Raw genomic sequence first — 26,734 nt, 5'->3', positions numbered from 1 at the left:
AGTAATACATTATGATAAAAGGAGAAAGCAATTTAATGAGAGCTAGTAGATGTGAATTAAATAATACTTTTTACGCAAAAATAGATCGAACTAAAATATTAGTAGATTTACCTAACAAGCGAATAAAAATAATTGACTTAAATGCTATATCAATGCAGAACTTAAAAAGAATAATTTACTTTGCATCAAAACAACATTTAAGCAAGATTATTTGTAATTGTGACACTAAATCCTTTGAAACTTTTATTAATGCCGGATTCAATTCCGAAGGCAAGATTAATGGATATTTTAAAGGTAACGATGCTTTTTGTATGTCATATTTTATTAGCAGTGATAGAAAAGTTTGCAGCAATTTTGCAAGAAAAGAACTTCTAATAAAAGAATGTCATAATGTTAGGAACACATATGCACATCAAAAAAACAATTTAGGATACCTTATTCGAAATGCAACTAAAAATGATATAAAAGAAATGATAGATTTGTTTTCCACTGTTTTTTTAACTTATCCATCACCTATCTATGATGAAGAATATTTAAAACAAACTATGAATGATAAAGTTCTATACAAAGTTGCCATATATAATGGAAAAATAATCGGTATAGCCTCAGCAGACATGAATAAAGAAAATTTGAATGCTGAAATAACTGATTGTGCTACTCACCCATCGTATAGAGGTAAAGGCATATTATCAAACATTATCTATTCTTTAGAATGCGACTTAAAAACTAAAGGTTTTCTCTGTTTATATAGTTTATCTAGATCAATAAATCCTAGCATTAACTTGGTATTAAGTAAACATAATTACAACTTTGCTGGTAGATTAGTAAACAATTGTAATATATGTGGTACTTTTGAAGACATGAACCTTTGGGTAAAAAATATAAATAGTACCCTTTTAACTTAGTTTTATTATAATAAAAAATATTATTTATTTGCATGAGGCAAATAAACAATATTTTTTAATTCCCTCTTTTGTTATGCTATTTTGCATATTCATTCAAAATATTATAAGCATATTCTATAATCTCATCACAAGTTATACCTTTCTTTTTAAGTTCAATACACTCGAGAGTACCATATTTCTCTTTAACCTTATTTATAATCTCTTTAGTTAAAACTCTTGAATTATTTTTTTCCTCACTACTATTTCTTCCTTTTAATGCACCTACTGCCATTAAAGTTCCAGTGATTGCTCCACATGTACTTCCAATAGTCATGCCTCCGCCAAAAGGGCTTGCGATTGCAATTGGAATCTCAGATCCTGTATCTTCATTAAATGCTTTAAGTATAGATTCTGCACAGTTATAACCTTCTTTATGGAATTCGATAACTTTCTTCATGTTATATCCCCTCAATCCAATAAAATAATTTTTATTTACAAAATGATAATATAAAAACTTACCGTTATGTAGTTTATTTTCTTTTGTTTCCTACATATGATCCCATTCCGCCTGCAACATTTATAACCGTGAAGCCTTGATTTCTTAAATTGCTGCACGCTCTTGCACTTCTTCCCCCAGACTGGCACATTATATAATATTCTTTACTTTCATTTAAGTATTTTTCTGGTTCACCTAAAAGCTTATCCATAGGGATGTTTTTTGCACTTTTTATACTTCCACCTTCATACTCATATTCTTCTCTTATATCAATCAATTCAACTTTTCCTATTAAATCATCAATTTCATTTACATTAATAACTTTTCCATCATCTTTTTTGAAAAATTCAAACACTATAACTTCCTCCTTAAATATTTCCCTAGTTTATCATCCTTAATTATTTTTTAATATTTTATTTAAATCTTTAAGTATAATTATTTTACCTCTTTCTAATTTTATATACCCCAGCTTTTCAAAATTCTTAAGCTTTCTACTTATAACTTCGCGAACCGAATCAATTTCAAAAGCCAATTCACTGTGAGTTGCATAAATTATTTTGCTTTTCTTACTTATTAATAATTTTATAAGCCTTGTTTCCAGAGATTCATGAATAATTTCTTCTTTATTTCCTATAATAGTATTAAACTTATTATACAGATCTTTATAAATGTATAATAAGAAGTTATTATCACTAATAAAATATTTTTTAACCACTTCAAAAGGAATTATACATACCTTAGAATCTTGAATTGCCTTACCTGTTATATTTAATGATTCCAAATCTGATAAACAGCTTAAAGCTTCATGACAAAATTCACCTTGGCTTATATTATAAAGATTAGTTTCTTCACCATTCTTATTAATTTTTTGTATTCTTATTACACCTTTTATGACAAATAATATCCCCTTACATGCTTTATCTGTAGCTTCTACATATTCATCAGCATATAAAGTTTTAAATTTTGCTTGTTCGTTTACTACTTGATCATTCTTTTTATTAATGTCATATAGCACTGGATATACATTATATAGAGATTTCATATCTTCCAAACTATTCCCATTTAATATTTCAATACGATTATTCACTTCATCCCTCCTTTATTTTATTATTATATTCTTTTTTTTAGTAAATTTGTGTGACTTAGTCACATATCTAAAATATCTTTATACTTAAAAAGTGTAGTCATATAAATATTATGACTACACTAATTTATAATTATATATTTTCTACTTTCATGGCTCTCATAGCATTTAGAACTGCAATCAATGCAACTCCAACATCACCAAATACTGCTTCCCACATTGTTCCCACACCTACAGCTACAAGAACTAGTATTATTAATTTGATACCTAGTGCAAAAACTATATTTTGCATTACTATAGTCCTAGTTTTTTTTGCGATCTTTATAGCAGATGCTATTTTTGATGGTTCATCTGTCATTATAACCACATCAGCCGCTTCAATTGCGGCATCTGAGCCAACGCCACCCATTGCTATACCAATATCAGCTCTAGCTAGAACAGGCGCATCATTTATCCCATCTCCAACAAACACTATCTTGCCTCTAGGTGATTTTTCTTTAAATAATAACTCTAGCTGTTCTACTTTTTGATCTGGTAATAATTCAGCATGAACTTCATCCAAGCCTAATTCTTTAGCAATTTTACTTCCAACAGTTTTATTATCACCTGTAAGCATTACTGTTTTCTTAATACCTATTGCTTTTAAAGCTTTGATAGCCTTTAGAGAATCTTCTTTTACTTCATCAGAAATAACAATATAACCTGCGTATTTCTTTTCTATAGCAATATGGACTACAGTTCCTATTGTATCTATTTTATCGTAAGGGATATTCTCCTTATCCATTAACTTGTGGTTTCCAGCAAATACCTCTTTTCCATCAAGAACAACTTTTACGCCATGCCCTGATATTTCTTCATAACCTTTTATCTTATCTTTAACTATCTCTTCGCCATAGGCTCTTAATATAGAAGTTGCTATTGGATGATTTGAGTAATTCTCTGCGTAAGCTGCACAAGCTATTAGTTCATCCTCTGAAATATTATTTTCTGGTCTTATTTCTGTCACCTTAAATATTCCTTTTGTAAGAGTTCCTGTTTTGTCAAATACAACTGTTTCAACATTATTTAATGCTTCAAGGTAGTTCCCACCTTTAACAAGTATTCCATTCTTTGATGCTCCACCTATTCCTCCAAAAAATCCAAGAGGTATAGATACAACCAATGCACATGGACAAGATACAACTAAAAATGCTAGGGCTCTATAAATCCATTGTGAAAATGTTGCTCCATCAATAACAAGAGGTGGAATTACAGCTAGCGCTAAAGCTGCAAAAACAACAGCAGGAGTATAATATCTAGCAAACTTTGTTATAAAATTTTCTGTTGGAGCCTTTTTACCACTTGCATTTTGAACTAAATCCAATATCTTAGCAACAGTAGAATCTCCAAATTCTTTTTCTACCTCAATTGTTAAAAGTCCATTTTTATTAATGACTCCGCTTAAAATGCTGTCTCCTATACCTACTTCTCTAGGAACAGATTCACCTGTTAATGCAGCAGTATCAATCATAGAATTTCCTTCAATTATTTTTCCATCTAAAGGTACCTTTTCCCCTGGTTTAACTAATATTATATCCCCTAGTCTAACTTCTTCTGGGTCTACTTTCTTAAAATCATTATTTACTTTTAAATTAGCAAAGTCAGGTCTGATATCCATAAGTGCTGTGATAGATTTCCTAGAACGATTGACAGCCATATCTTGGAACATCTCTCCTATTTGATAGAAAAGCATAACTGCAACACCTTCTGGATATTCGCCTATTGCAAAAGCACCAATAGTTGCTATAGTCATCAAGAAATTTTCATCAAATACTTGACCTTTAGTTATATTTTTTAGAGCTCTTAAGACCACTTCTCCACCTACAAGAATATAACTTATTAAATATAGCAATAATTCTATAGAATTTGAAAATTTTGAAATAGTAGCTATTCCAAAAATTAAAGCACCAATAGCTAATCTAATAATTTCACTCTTATCATTGTCATTTTCAACTTTTTCACTTTTACTCATAGCACTTTTATTTATACCATCAATTACAACAACATTAACATCTGGTTCTATTCTTTTGACAATTCGTTTAACATTATCAATAATAGCATTTTCCTTTGCTGAGTCTTCTATCTCTATAATAAGCTTTGTTGATATAAAGTCCACTAGCGCAGATTTCACACCATCAATATTATTTGATTCCCTTTCAATTTTTGCAGCACAGTTACCGCAACATAATCCTTCAAGTAAAATTTCTTTCTTTAAAATTTTCTCTGTTATCTTTTCTACAACTTTAACATGAGATTCAATATTAGTTACAATGTTAGTTACTGTTCCTATCAATTCTTCTAATTTATTTGCTTCCTTTGCTTCTAATATTAAAGTTTTAGTGAGAAAATTTACATTGGCAAAATTAATTCCATCTAATTCATTTATTTTTTGCTCCATTTTAGCTGCACAATTTGCACATCCAAGTCCTTCTAATATAAATTCTTTCTTTACTTTTTTTATATTATCTTTCTTTGATAATTTCGCATTAACAGGACCACTAGCTATTTTTATATTGCTTGCCATAATGTTTCCCCCAATCTAAAACTTATTTTTTCTCAGATATATGAATCAACCCTTGATCAAAAATACTTTTAACATGTTCATCATCTAGTGAATAGTAAACTACCTTACCATTTCTTTTATATTTTACTAATCTTGCTTGTTTTAAAACTCTTAGCTGATGTGAAATAGCGGACTGAGTCATTCCAAGTAATGCTGCTATATCGCAAACACACATCTCAGCTTCAAATAATGCACATAATACTTTTATTCTTGTTGAATCCCCAAGTACTTTAAATAAATCTGCTAAATCATAAAGAGTTTCTTCTTCTGGTATAGATTCCTTAACTTTATTAATTATATCTTCATGAATTATAGTACAATTACAAACTTCAATATTATTATTTTCCATACTTATCACCTCTTCGTTTGAACATATGAATACTTATTCATATATTCATTATATTCAACATTACTTTATTTTGTCAATAGAAATGAGAACTATTTTCAACTTTTCCAGAAAAAAAACTCAGGTGACTTCGGATCTGGAGATTTGTTCACACCGATGAGTTTTTTTACGCATATATGAAAAAATACGGTAAGCAAGATTTTCTCTTTTAGCACGCAATCTTCTGAATCATCCTTTTCACGATTTATATACTCAATGGGCACAAGGTCCACAAATTTGACTTGATTATAATTTCCTAAAGAATAAAAAAACAATAAGCTTAATACTTATTGTTTACATACTATCCGAAGTTATATAAAATTATATACTCATATATAGACTATTAAAAATTAAATTTATCATTAACAAAAGAACTCATTATTAAATTAATGATTGTGCCTTTTAATTAAAATTTATATATTAAAAATCATAAGGTGCACTGAGAATAAACTCAGCGCACCTACTTTTATCTATCTTCTATAGTCCTTGTTCGTAGCTTTCTATCATTCTTTTTACCATTTCTCCACCAACGCTACCATTTTGTCTTGAAGAAAGGTTTCCTTTATCAATGCTCTCATAATTGCTTAATCCAATTTCTGAAGCAACCTCTGTTTTTAATCTGTTTAATCCTTGTTTTGCCTCTGGTACTAATGTTCTGTTTGTTCCACTATTGTTTGAAGCCATATGAATCTACCTCCCTTAATTTATAATTTGTTTGGCAGTAATATCTTAACCACTATCGTAAAATATAACCTATAAAAATCTTAACAGAACTAGTACAGATAGCTTGTATTAATAAACTTTAGCTATTCTTCCTTTATTGCTATAATTTTAGCAAAATAAGTTTTAATTTTTCATAAAATTTATTTTGCATTTATTTTTCACTTTTAAATTTTATTATTTTAAATATTACAGCTCCAAATGCAGCAGATAGAATAGAGGCTATTATAATACTTATTTTAGCCATAGATAAAACATTTTCCTCTGTAAATGATAAAGATGAAACAAAAAGTGACATAGTAAATCCAATTCCACCAAGTACGCTTGCTCCATATAAATGTCTCTTGGTTACTTTAGAAGGCAATTTTGCAAATTTTAATTTCACTAAAATATACGAAGCTCCAAAAATGCCTATTTGTTTTCCAATAAATAATCCAAAAATTATACCTAGACTGACTGGGCTTATTATTGCTGTTGATAAACTATTAATATCTATAGTTATGCCTGAATTTGCTAATGCAAATATTGGCATAATTATAAATGAAGATAATGGCGTTAAAACATGCTCAAATTTATACAAAGTTGATGTTCTAAATTCCTCCATATTTTTTCCGATGGGTAATCCCATTCCAAGTAATACTCCAGCAATTGTCGCATGCACTCCAGATTTTAAGAAACAAATCCATAATATAATTCCAAGAAGAATATATAACCAGGTATTCTTAACATTGAATTTATTAGCCAACATAATCACTACAAAAATAATCAACCCTAGGATTAATGCAATCCATGATATTCCACTTGTATAAAAGATAGCAATCACTATAATAGCTCCCAGATCATCAACTATAGCTAGTGCTGTAAGAAAAATTATTATTCCTTTTGGAGCCTTTTTACCAACCAAAGAAAGTATTCCTAATGCAAATGCTATATCTGTAGCCATTGGAATTCCCCATCCTATTATAGTTGGTTGATTAAAATTAAATAGCACATAAATTATAGCTGGTACAATCATTCCACCTATAGCTGCTGATACAGGCAATATAGTTTTCCTAAAAGATTTAAGTTCTCCAAATACTATTTCTCTTTTTATTTCCATTCCAACTACCAAAAAAAATATGGCCATTAGTCCATCATTAATCCAGTGCAAAACTGACATTGATAAAGAAAAATCCTTATATCCAATAGTTATATAAGTATGAATCATATCATTATACACGCTAGAAAAATTTGAATTTGCAATTATTATTGCAATAATTGCACAAAGCAACAGCACTATACCACTCGAAGATTCATTATTAAAGAATTGCAAAAATGGATTTAAAATTTTATTTTGAATTTTGTTTTTCATACTCTACTCTCCTTCATATAATTATTTATTCCCAAAAACTCAGCATAAATAAGAGATTAATTAGATTTTATATTTAATCATTAATTTATCAAAAATCTATATAAAAAAGAGGTGGGAATACTCAAAAAAGAGTTTCCCACCCCAGAAACTAAAATTGCTTGAAAGCAAATTATCAAATTTGCCCAACCGTACAACTTAATATATTCATTTATTTTTTCATTAATAATTATATTATATATTACTATAATACTCAAGAGTAGCAGCTAAAATTCACATTTTCTTACTTTAACTAAATTATACCAAGATAAACTTTTAATCTGTTACTTAGAAAATGCACCCTTAATTGAACTTAAAAAATCAGAAAACATTTTTTCTAACTTATTAAAAAAACCTTGTGCCTCTTTGCTAGTTAATTTATCTTTTAATTGGTTCGTTACATCGTCCATCTGCGCTTTTAAATTATTATAGTTAAGGTCTAATGAATTTATTTTACTCATTACATCTTTAATTTTAGCAATGTCATCATCTGATAAATTGCTTTTATAATCTTTAACAGCCTTATCGACTATCTTATTTAATTCTTCATCTGTTTTTGGTTTTTCCTTTACTACATCTTTTTTTATGTCATTCATTAAATTACTAGCATCATTTTGCCCTATCTTTTCTGCGATATCTCCTGTAGTAACCAATTCTTCATTTGCTGCTTCTTTTTTATTTTCATCAATCTTTTTTCCTGTGCTACTATTTTCAAAGCCTTTTAATATTCCTGTAAGTGCAGCAGTTCCTGATACTTTAAATGGTGCAGATGCTTTTACATTGGCATTTTCTACTCCTGCTGTAATCAACGCATTTTTTATCATGCCGTCATTAACCCAAGTAAGATTGTTTGTAGTAACATTTATTCCTCCTTTTTCAGTCGGTTCTACATAAGAACATGATATTGCTTTGTTACCAAGTTGAGCTTCTGTTGCAACTTTGCCTAGATATGAATGTTCTTCTTTTGATGTTACCTCTAATACGTTAGCATCACTTTTTGTTACTTCAAAATATTTTAACATTTCTGCCTTCTGAGCATCGCTTAAATCAGCTCCTAACGTAACAGATTTAAACGAATCTGCAAACGCCTGTCCTCCTGTAACTGAAGTAAAAAATACACTCAAAGCTAAAGATGAAATAATTGCTTTTGATATAAATGATTTAAATTTCATATTTCTTATTCTCCTTATATTATTATGCTATAAATTATGTCCAAAAATTTAACTTCCTTTATTCCCGTTCATTATAGCACAAAAATAATTAAGTTTTGTTTATTATTATATTACTTTTATATTAATATTTTAGTATGTACTATATTAATATAATTCATAAGTATTACCTAAAAATAAGATAAAAAGTGGATAAGCTATAAATCAAGTTTATTTTCCCGGTTTAATGTTTTTCTCATACGCATATGACATACCTAAATCTTTATAGAGTCAGATATTCATCTTCAAAAAGTCTATAATTTCTTACATAATAAAGAATTCTCCCCAGATCTTCTGGAGAGAATTCTATCATATTTCTTCAATATTATACAGTAAGTATATTAGCCTTACTAAACTTCAAGAACAAGTACTTGATATCCTTGTAATATGATTTTATCCTCATCTTTCTTTATTTCTTCACAATTATTGATTAATACTTTAACGTATTGTTTATCTAACTCAATAGTCTGCTCTTCCTTTTTATAATTTGCAAGTATCATTAATTTCCTAGATTCTCCTTGTCTATAAAAAGCAACTAAGTTATCATATTCCTCTAATGTAGGTGCAAATTCTCCATATACCATGGCATCTTTAAATTCTTCTGATTTTCTTAAATTTATGAGTTTCCTATAAAAATTAAATACAGATTCCTGATCTTCAATTTGTGAATTTGCATTAATCACTTTATAATTTTCATTAACTTTAAGCCAAGGTCTGCCAGTTGTAAAGCCTGCATTTTCACTTCCATCCCATTGGAATGGTGTTCTAGCATTGTCTCTGCTAAATATATTTATAATTTTTAGCGCTTCTTCATTACTATATCCTTTTTCAATAGCCACATTATATTGATCTATTGTTGCAATATCATCAAATTCTTTTATCGAATTGAATTTGTTATTTGTCATTCCAATCTCTTGTCCCTGATAAATAAACGGTATCCCTCTAAGCATAAGGGATATTGCCCCAAGCATTTTTTTGCTTCTATCATTTAGATCTTGTTCAGGAATGTATCTACTCACTCCTCTAGGCTCATCATGATTTTCAATGATATTAGCCTTAAAGCCTACTCCAATAGTCTCTAATTGACTGTTAAAAATAGCTTTTCTTAACTCATTAATTGAAAAAGGTTTATTATCATACCAACCAAACTCACTTTTCCCCAACACTTCCATTTCAAAATCGAAGATAGAAGAGAAGTATCCGTCCTCACCTATAAATTTACCAAGTTCTCCTTCTTTTCTATTGAAAACTTCTCCAACTGTAAATGCATCAAATTTTTCGAAGGTTTTCTCTTTTAACTCATTTAACATGTCTCCTACACCTTCTGCTGCTTCTAGCATTCTATCTATACTGCAAAGTCCATCTTCTCTATCAGCTGGAAAGTCTTGAAATCTCAAATCTTTTTTTATGTTAATAATTGCATCAATTCTGAAACCTGCTAATCCTTTTTCAAGCCACCAATTTACCATCTTAAATATTTCATTTTTTAGTTTTGGATTTTCCCAATTTAAGTCAGGTTGCTCTTTTGCAAATAAATGAAGATAATATTTATTGGTATTAGGTATCTTTTCCCATGCACTTCCGCCAAAGTAAGAACGCCAATTACAAGGCGGATTATCACCTTTACCTTCACGAATATAAAAATAATCTGCATATTCTCCTTCTGGATCATCCAATGCTTTCTTAAACCACTCATGCTTGTCTGAGCAATGGTTGACTACTAAATCCATTAATATATACATATTTCTTTTTTTTGCTTGTTTTAGCAGTTCATCCATATCCTCCATGGTTCCAAATCTTGGATCAATATTATAATAATCAGATATATCATAACCTTGATCCACTAAAGGCGAACAATAAATTGGTGATAGCCAAATTATATCTACTCCCAAGTCTTTTAAATAATCAAGCTTACTAATAATTCCTTTTAAATCACCTATTCCATCTCCATTTGAATCACAAAAGCTTTTTGGATATATTTGATATGCTATCTTGTCGTGCCACCATTTCTTCATAACGTAAAACCTCCTAAATTAGTATTGAATATATTTATCTTGCTGGATTAGCTATACATACCTTACCATTTATAACTTCCACTGTTTCTCCATTTATAATTAAATCTTTCTTATTTAAATTGTGAACGATAAATTCTATATTTTCATATTTGTCGTCATATCTATAATTTATCAAGTCAATTTTTATTTCAACTTTCTTATTATTGACTACTTTAATCTTATAATTATTAAATTCTCCTAACTCATATTTAAAACTTTCCCCATCATCAGCATAGTGATTATATTCGGTATCTGAGTTATCATTAGATAGATAAACTTCTATAGTTAATGCATTAGACTGCTTTTCACCAATATAGTTTTGTACTTGTCCTACCGGAACCAATGTTCCTCCTTTAATAAATATTGGACATAGATCTAACGGAGTTTCTTTAATTATATATTGTCCTCCTTTATATTCTTCTTTTGTCCAATAATCTATCCAAGTTTCTTCTTTAGGAAGATATATGATTCTGGCTTTTAGCCCCTGCTCAACAACCGGTGCAACTAGAATATTATCTCCACAAAGGAACTCATCATTAATTTCATAAGTATTTTTATCACTCTGATAATTAAATAGAAGTGGCCTTATAAGTGGTGCTCCATTCTTACTACACTCCCACATCATGTCGTATATATATGGAATCAGCTTATATCTTAATTTTATATACTTCTTATTGATTTCCTCCGTATTTTCATCAAATGCCCAAGGTTCCTGATCCCTTGTTCCCATAGAAGAATGATTTCTAAAAAGTGGAGTAAATGTTCCTACTTGAACCCATCGCCTTAATAATTCCCCAGTACAATCGTAACCAAAGCCACCTACATCAGTCCCACAAAAAGCCATTCCGCTAAGTCCTAGATTCATAAGCATTGGAATCGACATTCTTAAATGCTCCCATGTACTTTGATTATCTCCTGTCCACACAGTTGAGTATTTCTGAGTTCCTGCATAACACGCTCTTGTTACTACAAAAGGTCTCTTTCCAGTTGCTTTCTTCACTCCATCATAAGTAGCCTTAGCCATCATATGGCCATATATATTATGAGCTTCTTTATGATTAACTGTAATTCCATCATTATTAAACATGACATCATCTGGTAATGGACCTCTAAAACTTGCTGGTTCATTCATGTCATTCCAGATTCCACTCACCCCTGAATCTATCATTATCTTTTGATTTCCTGACCACCATTCTCTAACCTCTGAATTTAAAAAATCAGGATAAACAGCATCTCCTGGCCAAACTTCATTTACATATGTTATACCTGCCTTATCAGTTGCAAAATACCCTTTTCTAAGTCCTTCATCATAAATCTTATATCCTTTATCAACTTTGACTCCTGGGTCTATTATAGTTACTACCTTAAATCCCATGTCATTTAATTTTTTAATCATTGCTTCTGGGTTCTGAAACCTTTCGTTATCCCATGTAAATACTCTATAGCCATCCATATAATCTATATCTAAATATAATGTATCGCACGGTATCTCCTTCTCTCTAAGAGTGCTTGCGATTTCCATGAGTCTTTCTTCTGAATCATAAGACCATCTGCATTGCTGATAACCAAGAGTCCATATTTGTGGCAAAGGCATATTCCCAGTAATTTCAGTATATCCTTTAATAACATTTTTAACTGATGGACCATAAATAAAATAATAATCTAAATTCCCATCAACTGCAGCGAAATAATAATATTCAGAATTATCTTTTCCCATGTCAAAATGAGTCTCAAAATGGTTGTCAAAAAATATTCCAAATGCATTATCTTTACTCAATCCAATAAAAAATGGAATTGACTTATAAAGCCTATCAAATGTTTCTCCATGGGGCTTTGGATTATCTGTATTCCAATTTACATAATGATATCCCTTCTTATTTAAATGTCCTGTCTTCTCTCCGAAACCATAGAAATACATTTCTTCTTCCATTCTTTTCGAAACATATACCTTGTAATTAGATTCTTCCCTAAGAGAATGCCCTTCTGATTCTGCAAGCATGTAATCACCATATCTTCTTTTAAAAGGTTTACTTTCACCTCTATAATCCGCACACAGCAATGTTCCTTTCTTATCATAAATATCTACTTTAAATTCATCATAAATCTTGCAAACTAATTTTTCTGTGGTTACCTGAATTCCATTTGTTATATTTTCAACCTGAAAATCATAATAATCATCTTTTAAATTTTCAACCGCTTTAGAATTTCTTTCCTTCCTATGTAAAGGCACAAAGAAATTAATTATATACGAATTCAATACTTTTATAAAAACAGCTTTCTCTTGAAATCTAATATTGATTACATTATTTTCGATTTTATGACTTAGCATTTTACCAAATTTCATTTTTTCTTCCTGACATTTTCCCATACACTAGTACCTCCATTATTTCAACATTTTCTGAAAATGCTTTTATTCAAAAAACACTTAAGATTTTTATTAATAATATCTTTTACTTCAACTATCTATTATTTTATAAATTTATTACTTATTTAATTGCACCATCTACTATGCCTTTAATTATCTGCTTTTGAGCAAATAAGAATAAGATGATAATTGGTATCATTGCTAAAAATGCAGCTGAAAGAATTAAATCCCATTGCTTTACATATGATCCTACAAAAGCACTTACTGCTACTGGAAGAGTTTTGATTTTTCCATTTAACCCCAACATTAACGATGGTAATAGATAATCATTCCATATCCAAATACCATTTAGAATCAAAATTGTCATTTGAACTGGCTTTAATAGAGGAAAAATGATTCTAAAGAAAGTTCCTTCTGGGCTACAGCCATCAATCCATGCTGCTTCTTCTAATTCACGTGGAATTCCTTTTATAAAACCATGAAGTATAAATACGGACATGCTTCCACCAAATCCTAGGTAAGCAAATATGACACCTTGATAACTTTGCAGCATTTGAATTCCCAGAAAATTAGATATATTTCTGAATGTGGAAAGTAAAGGGAGCATAACAACTTGGAAAGGTATAACCATAGCTGCCACAAGAAGCATAAAAATAAATCCAGACCATTTTCTCTTATTTCGGCAAAGTACCCATGCTGTCATGGATGAAAAAAGAGACAATAGAGCCAACGAAACGATTGTAATAAATAATGAACTAAAAAAAGATTTCCAATAATTAAAGCTATCGTTGTGTATTACATTTTTAAAGTTTGTTAACATCTGTCCCCATTTATTAGGAACAGAAAGAGGGCTGATTACAATATCTGCACTTGTTTTAGCTGAATTTAAAATCACTAAAATAAATGGGGACAGAATTATAAGAGCAAGTATAATTCCAATAATTTCTCCAATCATACTTCTTGTTTTTATCGACTTCATTATACTTCTACCTCCTTCTTCTTACTTATATATACCTGAGTTAATGATACAACTGCCAATATAATAAAGAATATAACCGCCTTAGTTTGTCCAAGCGCATATTGATTTTTACCAATTGCAGTATTATAAATATTAAGAGCTAAAAACTCCGTTGATTGTACAATATCTCCATTTAAAATTCTGCTAGGAGCACCATTAGTTATTGCTAGATTTAAATCAAACTGTTTGAACGAATTAACTAATGTTAGAAATATACAAACTGTAAATGTATTAGCAATCATTGGAATCTTAATTTTAAATAATGTAACCCAGCCACTTGCACCATCTACACTAGATGCTTCAAGAATATCTTGAGGGACATTTTGCAATCCTGTAACATAAATCATCATGATATACCCTGCATATTGCCAAGTGCTAACTATTAAAATTGCCATTAATGCTAAATTAGGGTTTGTAAGCATAGATGCACTACCATTTATAACAACTGTGAATACCTTGTTGAAGATAAATTGCCATACATAACCTAGTACAATTCCTCCAATTAAATTTGGTATAAAGAAAGCTGCACGATAAAAATTCTTTCCTTTTACTTTTGATGTGCAAAATAATGCTAATGCAAACGCTGCCGAATTTACTAAAATCATATTAATAACTGTAAAAATAAAAGTTACTATAAATGAATATACGTAGTCCTCAGATTTAAACATGCTGATATAATTACCTAATCCAACAAACTCCGTAAACTTAATTCCATTCCAGTTAGTAAAAGAATAAAAAACACCGCATACAAATGGTATTAACACAGTTACAAAAAATGCAAATAACAATGGAAATAAAAATAAGATATTAATTATGATTCTATGCTTCTTAGTTGGAAAACTATATAGGCCTAAAATCACTAATAAAACGCCTACAATTAATATAGTTCCACGCATTGTGCTTTTACTACCTATAATATCTAAATATAGTGCAAAAGCCATAGCTAAAATGCCAGCCAACATTACTCCGATCGAAAGCAATCTTTTTATATTTGTATTCATGCTTTTTCCTCCTAAACTTGAATGTTCCTTATAATCATTATTATAATTGCTCATACTTTGCGCTTATGCTTTCCCCCCTTTTTAATATTTTGCATGTGCTGTAAATATAATTAATATAGGCTACTTTATTTATAAGTAACCTATATAATTTATACTACATTTATTATTTTGCCATATAATCGGCAACTGCTTTCTTCATTGCTTTTGTAAATCCATCCTTATCTAATTGGCCTTTAGCATATAATTCAAAAACAGGTCCTGTAGAATTCATTGCAATACCATCTTTCATATGTGTCCAATCCCATGCATAAGTTTGATTATTTTTAATATAATTGCTCTCGCTCTTTGCTAAAGGTAAGTCTGGTTCAATGGTGCTTGTCTTAAATGGTGAAACCATTCCACTATCCTTTATCAAACATTTTTGACCTTCTTCTGTAGATACAAAAGCTTTAAGAAATTCTTTGCATGCATCTATTTTCTTACTGTCTTTATAAATTCCCCAATAAGCTGGTGCATCTGCTAAAATACCTGGTGTATCTTTTGCAGTAAATGCTGGTGGCGCAATTCCACAATCAAACTTCACATCATATGTTGCTAAAGAAGGATCTATCCAATTTCCCTGAGTAATAAAAGCTGTTTTTCCCTTTGCCCATAATGCTAACTGATCATCGTAAGTACCTGATATTAAAACATTCTTGTCTGCATAATCAAATAATAATTTTACATAATCAGCAAATTCTCCAAAACGTTCGTCATCTAATTGTCCCTTATTCAACATATCAATATATTTTTTATCTTTTCTATCTAGTCCTTCTGATAAATAAGCACCCATGATATGATTACCAGTTGACCAATACATTTGTCCTGATTCTGCTGCTACTGATGCAACCGCTTGAATACCGAGCTGATCTTTCATTCCATCAATTTTTTTGAAAGCTTCTTTATAAGCATTGATGTTTGTTAAAGTCTTTGGATCAATTCCAGCCTTCTTCAATATGTCTGCATTATACACTAAACCAATACCTTCAATGGCAAATGGGAATCCATATACCTTACCATCATCACCTTTAAAGGCAAAATCGGTATCTTTTACCCACCCTTGATCGCTTAAATCTGTTAAATAATCCTTAAATGAAACATAGGAATCTGGCCCAAACGCATAAATATCTGGCATATTTCCTGCAGCTAAATAATTCTTTAACTGTCCATTAACATCCACTCCACCGCCAAGAGATTCAATATCTACCTCTTGTCCAGTTTTTTCTTGATATTTTTTTGCAAATTCCTTTAATGGTTTGTCAATTTCAATTTTCGTGTTTACGAAACGAATTGCTTCACTATTTCCAGTTGATGTTTTAGAATCAGAACTAGCTTGACTCGAGCTACTTCCACAGCCTGATAAAGAACCTATTACCATAGTACTTGCAAGTAATGCTGCTAACACTTTTTTCCTCATATTTTTTCACCTCATATACATTTATTTAGATTAATATGATTTATACTTATATTATTATGCCTATCTTCGAGTCATTATGTTTAGCGCTAAACTATATCATAAGATTAACATTGTTTCTTTTTTCTGTCAATCGTTTTCATAACCATTTTTACCTCAATTATCTACATTTTTTATTTTGCTATTATATATAGCAAAATTAATAACTCAAGAAATCTTAACTCTTTTCTTTTGCCTATTTAAATATTTATTAACTAGTAAACCTAGTGCTTAAACCTACTCTAAATACTTTACTTTTCTTATGCATTAAGATCATAAAACATCTTTTTTATACGTTAATTCTTACAATTAATGCATATGCTCTCATTGCAATAATATGTAATATATATTAATATTATCTATATACACTTATCTTCATAATAGTATATCGGTAAACTAGGAGGCAATTATGGTTACACTAAAAGATATAGCAGCTGAAGCTGGTGTCAGTATAATGACAGTATCAAATGTAATAAATGGAAATCATTCAAAAGTATCAAAAAAGACTATAGAAAAAGTAGAAAAAATAATACAAAAGTATAATTATGTTCCTAACTTAACTGCACGAAGCTTAACAGCTAAATCCTCTAAAATTATAGGAGTTATAGTTCCCATTAAGGGTTCGTTTAATAATCTATTTAAAGATCCTTATATTAGTGAATTATTTGGTATTATACAAAATGTAGTTCGTGAAAACGGATACTATTTAATGATTCGTTCAGTTAAGGATGTTTCAGATATATCTGCATTGCTTAAAAATTGGAATATGGATGGTGCTATATTTTTAATGCCTGACTATGACAATCTTATCTATTCAATATTGAAGGAAAATAAACTTCCGATGGTATTTCTAGATAGTTATTCAAAAATTGATAACATAATAAGTGTAGGCATAAATGATTATAAAGGCGGCTATATAGCTACTCGCTATCTTATAAATAATGGACACAGAAAAATTTTATTTGCAGGACCATGTCATAAAGATGATGTTCCAATTCCTCAGATTATCAAAAGACTTGAAGGATATAAAGATGCTTTATTAGAATCTAATATCGAGTTTAACGAAAATCTCATAGTCGATGTAGAACCAAACTACGAAATTGGTATGAATTTAGGCCGGTCTATATGTAATAAAGAATTTGATGTTACTGCTGTATTTGCAACTGCTGATATTATGGGAATCGGCATAATTGAAGGAGCTAAGTTGAACGGAAAAATTGTTCCTAATGATTTGTCAGTTATTGGTTTTGACAATCTTCTGCCATCCGTTTATGTTACACCAAAACTCACTACTATTTCTCAGGATATAGAGTCCAAAGCAACAAAAGCTGTAAATCTCCTCATAGAGTATATAGAAAAAGGTTATGTATCTAACAATAAAATCACTTTAGATGTAGAACTAGTCGAACGTCAATCTGTAGGACAATTATCTAATTTAGAATATCAGGCAAACTCAGAAAGCATCAAATAGTTCACGTTAAACTAATCAAATTTCATAAGGTTTATTTTCCCTGTTTCATAAATAAATCTTACGGCTGTAACAACGCTTTGCAAACACAACCGTTTATAAAGTCTTTCAATATAGCTATTAGTACAAATGGCAATTGTTCTTATTAAACAATTGCCTCAACAATATTATAATAAATACACTTGTTCCTAACAAGATTGCATATTTAATCTATTAGACTTTTTCTTTAAGTATATCTCTAATAAGGATAGTATGGGTAAGGATAATACGGATAAGGTACTGGTGGAGCGATGTAAGGCAATAAAGCAATTTCCGCTAAAGCAGCAAGTGGAAAATTTCTACGCCTGTAACGTCTGAATCTAGGCTTATAGCCGTATCCTCCATATTGACGCTGCTGATTAGAATTTTCTTCATTTTCTTTCTCTGTTACATCCTCACCCATTAATACCGAAACATTATCCCCATCTACATTTTCAATAATTCCATCAAATGTACTTCCATCTGTCATTATTAAAGTTGCTCGGTAATACATGTATTTTTTGCAATTATCATATAGGCCTTTTAAATCTCTGTAGGTATCTTTTTCTACATCCATTCTTTAAACCATCTCCTTCCAAATATTATTTTATTCAAAACTAAGAAGAATTGTGATAATTTAAAGAATAAAATTATAATATTTCGTCTATATTGACTTTTCTATAGTTTAAATCCTTCCATTCAAATATATAATCCTGATCGTATATATGATTGGAATCATGTTTTATATTTCTATTAATATCTTGCATTCCATTATTCATTATCATATTTTCTTGACTAGTATTCCTAATCCTAGTAGGCATTTTATTCATTATATCTTTCATATTTCCCATTTTTTCATTGTCCATGTTCATCATATATTGGTCAATTGAAAGCATTCCTTCGATCATTTTTTGTGCTTTATAGCTTATATTTGAAACATCACCTAAAATAAATCCATGCATAAATGGGGGCCTTGGCATTCCTTTTTGCTGTATAGGTTTAATTAAATTAATATACCTCTTTACCACTTCTGGTATTTTATCTTTTTCAATTAAAAGAAGCGGAGTATGTTTTCCCATATGAGCAAATACTACACTGGCTATTATTTTCATTGGTTCATTAAGTTGTCCAAATGTAAAAGCATGACCTCCTCTATAATTCCGCCCCCATCCAAAATCAGTTTTTGCATCATTGTATCTAGAAAAATTGACTGCTATTTCGTAGGGATTTTCACCATCAATTCTGTCTATTTTCTTAACATTCTCTAATGCTGCTAAATAATATTCAACATCTTTTGATATTACTTTAGTTGAACCAATTATATAAATATTAATATCATTCATTTTCTTAATAATCTCAATAGTGCAATTAGGAATTCTGTTTCGTTGTACAAATAAAATAGGATCTCCATGATGTGCAGACCAATAACCTGCAACAATTCCTTCAGAATAATCTTCCCCTGAAATTATAAGAATATTATTAAATTCTTTTCGTATCCTGGATATTATACACGCAGTCTCATAGTAGTTACGACCTGATATATGTTGTGTTCTATATCCATGATCGTTTAGTGTAGAAGATACATTTTTCGAAATATTACCAACTAAAATTACTTGTACTCCATTGTATCCCTTAGGAGATAATCGTTCAATTTCTTCTAATGTTTTTTCGCTTAAACTATTACCATCAGTAAATAAAAGTGATGCATCAATTGGAAAATGGACTAAAGATGTTGCTGCAATTCCATCAAAAACTTCATCTTTATTAACTAAAATAACCGCATTTGGTTTCATATTATTAAAACCAATTTTAGATATTTCTATGGAAGTATCTAATTCATTATCAGCACAAACCCTAGTGGTATTTAGTGTAAAAGGACAACTTTTCGAAATAGCATTCATTAATTTTTCTCCTAAAACTTTTTAATACATAGTATGATCACAAGTTATATTTTGTCATGAAACAAAAAGAAGTTAATCATTATATAAATTATTGATTAACTTCTTTAAATATAATTTACCTATGAAAGATGTAAGCTACTCTATTGTTTTAGGATTATTGTCAACTTCTTTATTTCTACTACAGCACTTTTCATTTTTACCACCTTTAAACATCATAATCATCATCAATGCCATCATTATAGGGCATATAAAAGGTGCTATTCCTCCTATAATACTTTTAAGTCCTGCTCCAATATTCATAATAGGAACCACTGCTGCAATTATGAAAGGAAGTCCGCAACAAAATACCATCATTAACATGTGTTTAATTGGATTGTGTTTTTTGTTTTCGCCACTATTATTTCCATGACAATTCATATTAAATTCCTCCTAATATTTTAATTAAGTATAGTCTTAAAATCTATTAATCATACACCTATCTTAAACAAATATTATGAAGATTTAATGAAGATGAAGCTAAAAATCAACTTCATCTATATTACTTTTCTAATTGTTTCACTTTTTTGATAGCATTATAAGCATCTATAAGTCCATATCCTGATTGCTTATCCTTACCTTTGGACATAATATCCTTAGCAGTACTATCTAAAACATCTTCAATCTGACTTGGAGATAAATTTGGATCCTCTGCTTTAACCATAGCTGCTATTCCTGTTACTACTGGTGCTGCCATACTTGTTCCATCCCATGCTTCGTAGCCACCTGGAACTGTGCTTAATATTTCTACTCCTGGCGCTGAAACTTTTATACAATTACCATAATCAGAAAACGAGGCCTTTTTATAATTATAACTCATTGCGGCTACTGTAAAAGCGCCATCTCCAGCCGGACTGATATTATCACTATCTTCATTATCATTACCAGCCGCAGCTACGACAAATGTTCCCTTACTCTTAGCATAGCTTATTGCCTCTGCAATTGATTTACTCTTCTCATTAGCTCCAAAACTCAAATTAATTATATCAGCTCCGTTATCCGCAGCATACTTAATGCCCTTAACTATGTCATTTACCTCACCTTCCCCATTGCTATCTAATACTTTTACCGGAATTATTTTTACATCTAATGTTCCGTCAATTCCCGCTATACCAATATTGTCATTAGTATTTGCAGCTATTATTCCTGATACATGAGTACCATGACCATTGTCATCCATCGTATCAGAATTATTATCTACAAAATTATATCCCTTGCTCTTTAATACTCTATTTTTTAAATCTGGATGAGTGTAATCTACTCCTGTATCTAAAACCGCTACTTTAATTTCTCTCTTTTGTTTTATTAGAGGCCATGCTTTATCTGCCTCTGTATAACTTATATCCCACTCATACTTATATCCGGGGTCATTTACATCTTTATTAGTATTTTCACTTATTTCTCCTAACTTAAAATCATTTTTTACCGGTGTCTTCTGTATTGGTTTTATTATTTTTATAATTTTAGGCTCATTGATTATTTCAACCCCTTTTACATTACCAATCTCAGCCAAAATGTATTGTTCTAGATCTCTTGGTGACACTAAGTTATATTTATTATTATTTTTATCAACACTTATTATATCTTTCACGCTACTCAGAAGGTTATTTAAATCAGCACTTCTTAGTGATTTCACAAAATTACTTACACTATTACTCCTACTATTAATGCTATTACTTCTAGGTGAATAACCCGAAATAGAAACTAATGCAAATATTGAAGCTGCAATTATTATAAATTTAGCTAACTTACTTCTCATAAAAAACCTCCTTAAATCATAGTTACTTACTAATATCTTTAATTATGAACAATAATACCTTTTATAAACTTCATTTATCTAATTGTTAAATAATAATACATTATAATTGTGTCGATTTTGTGAAATTCTTTATTTTTTATTATATTATCTGATTATAATGAATATCTTTAATACATGTCTTAACTAAACGAAAAAAGACTGATATATATTAATTTGCTATATACCAGCCTTAATTCTCATTTATTCTTTATTCATTTATAAGTTTCTTACGAACCTCGTCTAAATTTACAGTTTTTAATGAATCTGTAACTTCTATTCCCATTGCAACTACATTATCTTTAACAATTAGATATGTTCCACTCTTGTCTATATTAAATTCCACATTTACTATATCTTTTCTACCTGTAAAAGTAGTCACTTCATCTCCACTATCTGCATTATATATTATGAAAACTCCATCAGCCTTATCAAAGGAATTAAGATCTACAGAAAGCTTAGTCTTTATGCCTTTTTGCAGAACTGCTACAAGTGGTTCGAATTCATAACCAGTTCCCTTTATACTTAGATTTTGAGTGTCTCCTGAAATATTAGCTTTTTTAATTAACCTATCAGTAGAAACTTTGCTTAAGTCATTACCATATATACTCGGAGTTTGAGGGGTGTTACTTGCTGAAGTTCCTGTACAACAGCTCATTCCACTACTAGGAGCCGGAATTGATGAATCTGCTTTTGATGTATCAACTGAATCAAGATTATCTGTAACTTTAATTATCCCTCTTATCATTCCCATCCAACAGCTAAAGTTTATATCCCCATCTTTAGGTGTAAATTCTATAACATTTTCTCCGGATTTTAATGTTTTTTGGATGTTAAGAGATGGCACTACCACTGCATTATTACAAGAATTTATTTGATTTCCTGTAATTATCCACTTAACAGGCATATCTTTTTGTACGTAAAATGCATTAGGAGTATATCCATTATTATCTGCTGTCATTCTAATTACCTGAACTCCATTTTCTATCGTAGCCTTACCTATATTGGCTTGCGCGGCTTGAGCTCCATCTCCAGAAAGATTTTGCGCCAGCGTACTAGCATTTGGAATTCCAACTCCAGCAAGAGCTAATCCCCTATTACCCATTATCAATCCAAGTACTACCACTAAAATCCCACTAAATTTCAAAAGTTGTTTCGTATATCCCTTGCTTAACAAACCTGATGCAGCACCAAATATAAGCATTAAAGGAACTGTCCCTAAAGAAAATAAAAACATTGCTATTGCTCCATTTATGGCACTACCAGTACCTAATGCATAAAGCTGCATTGTCTGAAGTGGACCGCATGGCATTAACCCATTTAGCATCCCAACTAAAAACGGCGCCTTAGGTTTATTTTTAATTTTGCAAGAGGACCATGGCAACTTAATATTAAGTTTTCTAAGCAGAGAAAAACCTGTCATATTTAATCCCATTATTACCATAAATAATCCTGCAAATATTTGCAATCCAGCTTTTACATTAAGTGATAATGATAAAACAGAGCCTAATGCACCTACAATACCGCCTACAATTGTATATGAGGTTACTCTTCCAGCATTATATAAAATTGAAGGCTTTAAAGCTTTAAATTTATTCTCTTTTTCATTTATAATACTATTTTTAGATAAACTTTGTGTAAGCATTATTCCACCACACATGCCAACACAATGTATAGATGTAAGTATTCCAACAATAAATAGCACTACATAAGACGCATTATTTAACTTAGCACTCATATCAAATCCTGATGTTGAATTGCCAAGAAGCAAGACTGCTGCTGCTATAATTAAAAGACCTGCAAATTTTAAGCTAACCGAATTTTTTGTACTATAACCGGCTTTGTTAATAGCTTCTTTTAGTTGTTCCATACTGCAAAGCTTGCTATCATATTCAACTGTTACCTGCTGTGCACTATAGCTAGCCATGGCATTTAAAACTCCATCAATCTTCATTAAAGCTCTTTCCACTCTATTTTCGCAAGATGTACAGGTCATATCATAAACTTTAATATTCTCCCTCTTAATACTCATAATCTCCTCCTAATAAGTCACTGCTTGTTATAAACAGTGATGCATTTAAAATCATAACTCAAATTATATATATAGATTATAATATAAAGTTATGAAGATTTTATGAGGATATAAAAAAAGCACAGAAATCTTTCTGTGCACTTTTATAAACATATATTTTTCACATGTTATAGTTCTAATTAATCACTTAGCTTGCTAGAATTCTAAATACAAATTTATTACTTAGTAATTTTATATTTCTTTAATTCATTATGTAATTTCGCTATTTTTATTTATGCATACTGTAAATTTTGTCCCTTTATTTTCTTTACTTTCCACATCAATAGTTCCAGAATGCATCATTAGTATTTTTTTTGCAAGGGTAAGACCAATTCCACTTCCCTCTATTCTTTGTCTACTTCTATCACCACGATACATTCTCTCAAATATAAAAGGTAAATCTTCCTTCATAATGCCAATACCATTATCTTTAATTTCAACAATCACCTGATTCATATTACTGCTAAGATTAATCCATACAGTTCCGTTATTATTAGTAAATTTAATTCCATTGGATATAAGATTTATAAATACTTGTTTTAATTTATCATAATCTCCCAGTACCACAAAATTCTTTCCTTCTTCTTTATTCATAATCAATTTTATGTCCTTCTCATCAGCTGCAATATAAAAATCACTAATTACAGATGAAAGAAGATCTCCTATATTAACTAATCCAAGTCTAAGCGCTATTTCATCTGATTCTATTTGTTTCAGCGAATTTAGATTATTTAGAAGTTTGCCAAACCTTATTACCTCATCATTCAAACTATTTAGTTTATTAGGTGTTACGGGTATAATTCCATCTATCATTGCTTCTAAATTATTTTGAAGCACATTTAAAGGGGTTCTTATTTCATGAGATATATCTGAAACTAGGCGCTTTCGAAGTAAATCTTGGCTATTCAACTTGATTCCCAGTGAATTTATACTTTCTGTTAAACTTCTTATTTCCTCAATATTGCTTTTTATATTTGATCTTGATTCATAGCTTCCTTTTGAAAGACTTACAGAAGTTTTCGAAACTTCTTTTATAGGTTCAGAAAATTGCCTTGATAAAATCAAACTTATTCCAGATACTATTATCAATGTTAATATACCACTAAACATAATACTTTTATTAACTTGTGCTTTAAAACTTATATCTTCCTGAGAAAGCAACACTGGAGAATACTGGCCTACTAAAATATATCCTACTGTTTTTCCATTTACATTTATATCAAAGCTGGTACTAGTATAAACCCCTGTCTCCTCATTACCATTTAGCATAATATGATTCTTATACTTTATATCATTATGATCCATTTCCCAAACAACTTTTCTATTTTCATCTAAAAGTGTTAAACAGTAATTACTCATATATGCTTCATGTTTCATTTCTTCTCCTGAAGTTGAATTCCAACCGCCATCACTTTTATAAACTTGCTCAAAATATTCTACTAATCGTGTATTTCTCTTAGTTTGTATATCTTCCATATATTTATTAAAAGTATTAGTTATTGTTATATTTACTATTAAAGCAGATAAAAGAACTGCAACAACGGCACAAAATATTATTATCAAACTTAACCTTCCTCTTATACTTTGCTTCATAATTTTTCTCCAAACTTATATCCAACTTTTGTAACAGTAATTATATATCTCGGCGCCCTAGTATCTTCTTCAATTTTTTTACGCAAATTTTTAATATGAACGTCCACAATTCTATCTGAACCATCAAAATCAATACCAAAAACCCGCTCTATTATTGATTCTCTTGTAAATATCTTTCCACTATTTGAAGCTAGAACATATAATATATCGAACTCGTTTGGAGTTAAACTCACCTCTTCTCCATTTAGTTTAACTAATCTCTTATCACTATTTATTATTAACTTATCATTATCAAAATGAATGACATTATCGTTACCTACTCCAATTCTCCTAAATAGTGCATTTACACGTGCAGTAAGTTCTCTCGGACTTAAAGGCTTAGTTAAATACTCATCAGCACCAATATTTAATCCTTCGATTTTATCACTTAGAGTACTTTTAGCTGTCAGCATAAAAATATATACATCTGAGATTCTTCTGAGAACCTTACAGACTTCTTCTCCATCAATGTCTGGTAACATTAAATCTAATACTACAAGATCAATCTTTTCCTTTCTAAATATCTCTATTCCTTCCAAACCACCTTCAGTACAATAAACTCCATATCCTTCTCTTTCCAAATATGCCTTCAAAACTTCTGATACACTTTTTTCATCTTCAATTACTAAAATATTATACATAATTTTCACCCCATATAATTTCTCGCTAATATTACATTATCATATACTTAATAAATTAACATAAACTTATGAATTTTATGTGTAAAAAACAACGTTCCATCTCATAACTTTATTAAGACAAATTTCCAATATACCTATTAACTTCATAGTATTAACTACATAATTAAGGACATATTAAGATTATAAAGAAATTAGCAGTTAAGCATTAAAATGTATTCAAAAATGAATATATACTCTCAATATAGGGTCAAAAGACTTAACTTGAGAAATAAAGATGCAATCCTATAATTAGAGTTTTCTATAATTGATTGGTTATTGTAGGGTTACGCGAAAATTGCAATTGTGTTAGTTTGGTTTGTTGCAATAAGGTTTGATTGCTATTCTCTTTATTTAAGGACTATAGATAAACTTGTTTTATGATAGGTTTATCTATGGTTTTTTGTCTTTATGAATGTTTAAAGAATATTTTATGATAC

General features: G+C 29.9%; 22 protein-coding genes and 1 other annotated feature. Of the genes, 2 read left to right on the top strand and 20 right to left on the bottom strand.

The window, feature by feature from the left end:
* The first annotated feature begins 35 nt into the window (after positions 1-35).
* A complete protein-coding gene (ablB, locus tag T483_RS0125820) occupies positions 36-905 on the top strand; it encodes a putative beta-lysine N-acetyltransferase (protein ID WP_026889437.1) in 870 nt (289 codons plus the stop codon).
* A gap of 76 nt (positions 906-981) precedes the next feature.
* Here ablB and T483_RS0125815 read toward each other — a convergent pair whose 3' ends face one another.
* The 13 genes from T483_RS0125815 to T483_RS0125755 all read right to left on the bottom strand — a co-directional run bounded on the left by T483_RS0125815 (position 982) and on the right by T483_RS0125755 (position 16,660).
* On the bottom strand, positions 982-1,341 hold the full coding sequence (locus T483_RS0125815) for a C-GCAxxG-C-C family protein (RefSeq protein ID WP_026889436.1): 360 nt from the start codon (positions 1,339-1,341) through the stop codon (positions 982-984).
* Positions 1,342-1,414: 73 nt separating this feature from the next.
* Positions 1,415-1,735, bottom strand: coding sequence for a rhodanese-like domain-containing protein (locus T483_RS0125810; RefSeq protein WP_026889435.1), 321 nt, complete (start codon positions 1,733-1,735; stop codon positions 1,415-1,417).
* A 39-nt stretch (positions 1,736-1,774) separates the two neighbouring features.
* On the bottom strand, positions 1,775-2,467 hold the full coding sequence (locus tag T483_RS0125805; RefSeq protein ID WP_026889434.1) for a Crp/Fnr family transcriptional regulator: 693 nt from the start codon (positions 2,465-2,467) through the stop codon (positions 1,775-1,777).
* 130 nt (positions 2,468-2,597) lie between these two features.
* Positions 2,598-5,027, bottom strand: a complete 2,430-nt coding sequence (locus tag T483_RS0125800; protein ID WP_026889433.1) for a heavy metal translocating P-type ATPase — start codon at positions 5,025-5,027, stop codon at positions 2,598-2,600.
* Between the two features lie 22 nt (positions 5,028-5,049).
* Positions 5,050-5,415 (bottom strand): ArsR/SmtB family transcription factor, encoded by a 366-nt coding sequence (locus T483_RS0125795; protein WP_011968780.1) that lies wholly within the window; start codon positions 5,413-5,415, stop codon positions 5,050-5,052.
* Between the two features lie 513 nt (positions 5,416-5,928).
* On the bottom strand, positions 5,929-6,135 hold the full coding sequence (locus T483_RS0125790; protein WP_026889432.1) for an alpha/beta-type small acid-soluble spore protein: 207 nt from the start codon (positions 6,133-6,135) through the stop codon (positions 5,929-5,931).
* 190 nt (positions 6,136-6,325) lie between these two features.
* Complete coding sequence (nhaA, locus tag T483_RS0125785; RefSeq protein ID WP_026889431.1) at positions 6,326-7,522, bottom strand: Na+/H+ antiporter NhaA; 1,197 nt, start codon at positions 7,520-7,522, stop codon at positions 6,326-6,328.
* 130 nt (positions 7,523-7,652) lie between these two features.
* Positions 7,653-7,710: a sequence feature (sodium ion sensor (DUF1646 type); this cis-regulatory element may regulate processes involved in with the transportation of sodium ions), on the bottom strand.
* A gap of 132 nt (positions 7,711-7,842) precedes the next feature.
* The gene (locus tag T483_RS0125780) at positions 7,843-8,730 is read right to left on the bottom strand and encodes a DUF1002 domain-containing protein (RefSeq protein WP_026889430.1); all 888 of its coding nucleotides are present in this window, start codon (positions 8,728-8,730) and stop codon (positions 7,843-7,845) included.
* Between the two features lie 386 nt (positions 8,731-9,116).
* Positions 9,117-10,781 (bottom strand): alpha-glucosidase, encoded by a 1,665-nt coding sequence (locus T483_RS0125775; RefSeq protein ID WP_026889429.1) that lies wholly within the window; start codon positions 10,779-10,781, stop codon positions 9,117-9,119.
* Positions 10,782-10,815: 34 nt separating this feature from the next.
* Positions 10,816-13,188, bottom strand: coding sequence for a glycoside hydrolase family 31 protein (locus tag T483_RS0125770; protein ID WP_026889428.1), 2,373 nt, complete (start codon positions 13,186-13,188; stop codon positions 10,816-10,818).
* 118 nt (positions 13,189-13,306) lie between these two features.
* On the bottom strand, positions 13,307-14,164 hold the full coding sequence (locus tag T483_RS0125765) for a carbohydrate ABC transporter permease (RefSeq protein ID WP_026889427.1): 858 nt from the start codon (positions 14,162-14,164) through the stop codon (positions 13,307-13,309).
* A complete protein-coding gene (locus T483_RS0125760; RefSeq protein ID WP_026889426.1) occupies positions 14,164-15,204 on the bottom strand; it encodes a carbohydrate ABC transporter permease in 1,041 nt (346 codons plus the stop codon). The genes T483_RS0125765 and T483_RS0125760 overlap by 1 nt, the downstream gene beginning before the upstream one ends.
* A 163-nt stretch (positions 15,205-15,367) precedes the next feature.
* Entirely contained in the window at positions 15,368-16,660 is a 1,293-nt protein-coding gene (locus T483_RS0125755; protein WP_026889425.1) for an ABC transporter substrate-binding protein, read from the bottom strand.
* 445 nt (positions 16,661-17,105) lie between these two features.
* On the opposite strand from T483_RS0125755, the gene T483_RS0125750 reads away from it, so the two are divergent.
* A complete protein-coding gene (locus T483_RS0125750) occupies positions 17,106-18,167 on the top strand; it encodes a LacI family DNA-binding transcriptional regulator (RefSeq protein ID WP_026889424.1) in 1,062 nt (353 codons plus the stop codon).
* Between the two features lie 235 nt (positions 18,168-18,402).
* Here the strand turns inward: T483_RS0125750 and T483_RS0125745 are convergent, their stop codons facing one another.
* The 7 genes from T483_RS0125745 to T483_RS0125715 all read right to left on the bottom strand — a co-directional run bounded on the left by T483_RS0125745 (position 18,403) and on the right by T483_RS0125715 (position 26,258).
* Entirely contained in the window at positions 18,403-18,759 is a 357-nt protein-coding gene (locus tag T483_RS0125745; protein WP_026889423.1) for a hypothetical protein, read from the bottom strand.
* Between the two features lie 73 nt (positions 18,760-18,832).
* Positions 18,833-20,083: a cell wall-binding repeat-containing protein gene (locus T483_RS0125740; protein ID WP_026889422.1), complete on the bottom strand. Its 1,251-nt coding sequence runs from the start codon at positions 20,081-20,083 to the stop codon at positions 18,833-18,835.
* Between the two features lie 135 nt (positions 20,084-20,218).
* A complete protein-coding gene (locus T483_RS0125735) occupies positions 20,219-20,500 on the bottom strand; it encodes a hypothetical protein (RefSeq protein WP_026889421.1) in 282 nt (93 codons plus the stop codon).
* A gap of 121 nt (positions 20,501-20,621) precedes the next feature.
* Complete coding sequence (locus T483_RS0125730; protein WP_026889420.1) at positions 20,622-21,878, bottom strand: S8 family peptidase; 1,257 nt, start codon at positions 21,876-21,878, stop codon at positions 20,622-20,624.
* 247 nt (positions 21,879-22,125) lie between these two features.
* Positions 22,126-23,946, bottom strand: coding sequence for a sulfite exporter TauE/SafE family protein (locus T483_RS0125725; RefSeq protein ID WP_026889419.1), 1,821 nt, complete (start codon positions 23,944-23,946; stop codon positions 22,126-22,128).
* A 249-nt stretch (positions 23,947-24,195) separates the two neighbouring features.
* Entirely contained in the window at positions 24,196-25,578 is a 1,383-nt protein-coding gene (locus tag T483_RS0125720; RefSeq protein ID WP_026889418.1) for an ATP-binding protein, read from the bottom strand.
* Positions 25,575-26,258 (bottom strand): response regulator transcription factor, encoded by a 684-nt coding sequence (locus T483_RS0125715; RefSeq protein ID WP_026889417.1) that lies wholly within the window; start codon positions 26,256-26,258, stop codon positions 25,575-25,577. Before T483_RS0125715 ends, T483_RS0125720 begins: the two co-directional genes overlap by 4 nt.
* Positions 26,259-26,734 lie beyond the last annotated feature (476 nt).

It is taken from the genome of Clostridium beijerinckii HUN142 (assembly GCF_000621745.1).
GTDB classification, from domain to species: Bacteria; Bacillota; Clostridia; order Clostridiales; family Clostridiaceae; genus Clostridium; species Clostridium beijerinckii_A.
Note: the sequence above shows the minus strand (reverse complement) of the source record. Positions and strands in the feature narration are given on the sequence as shown.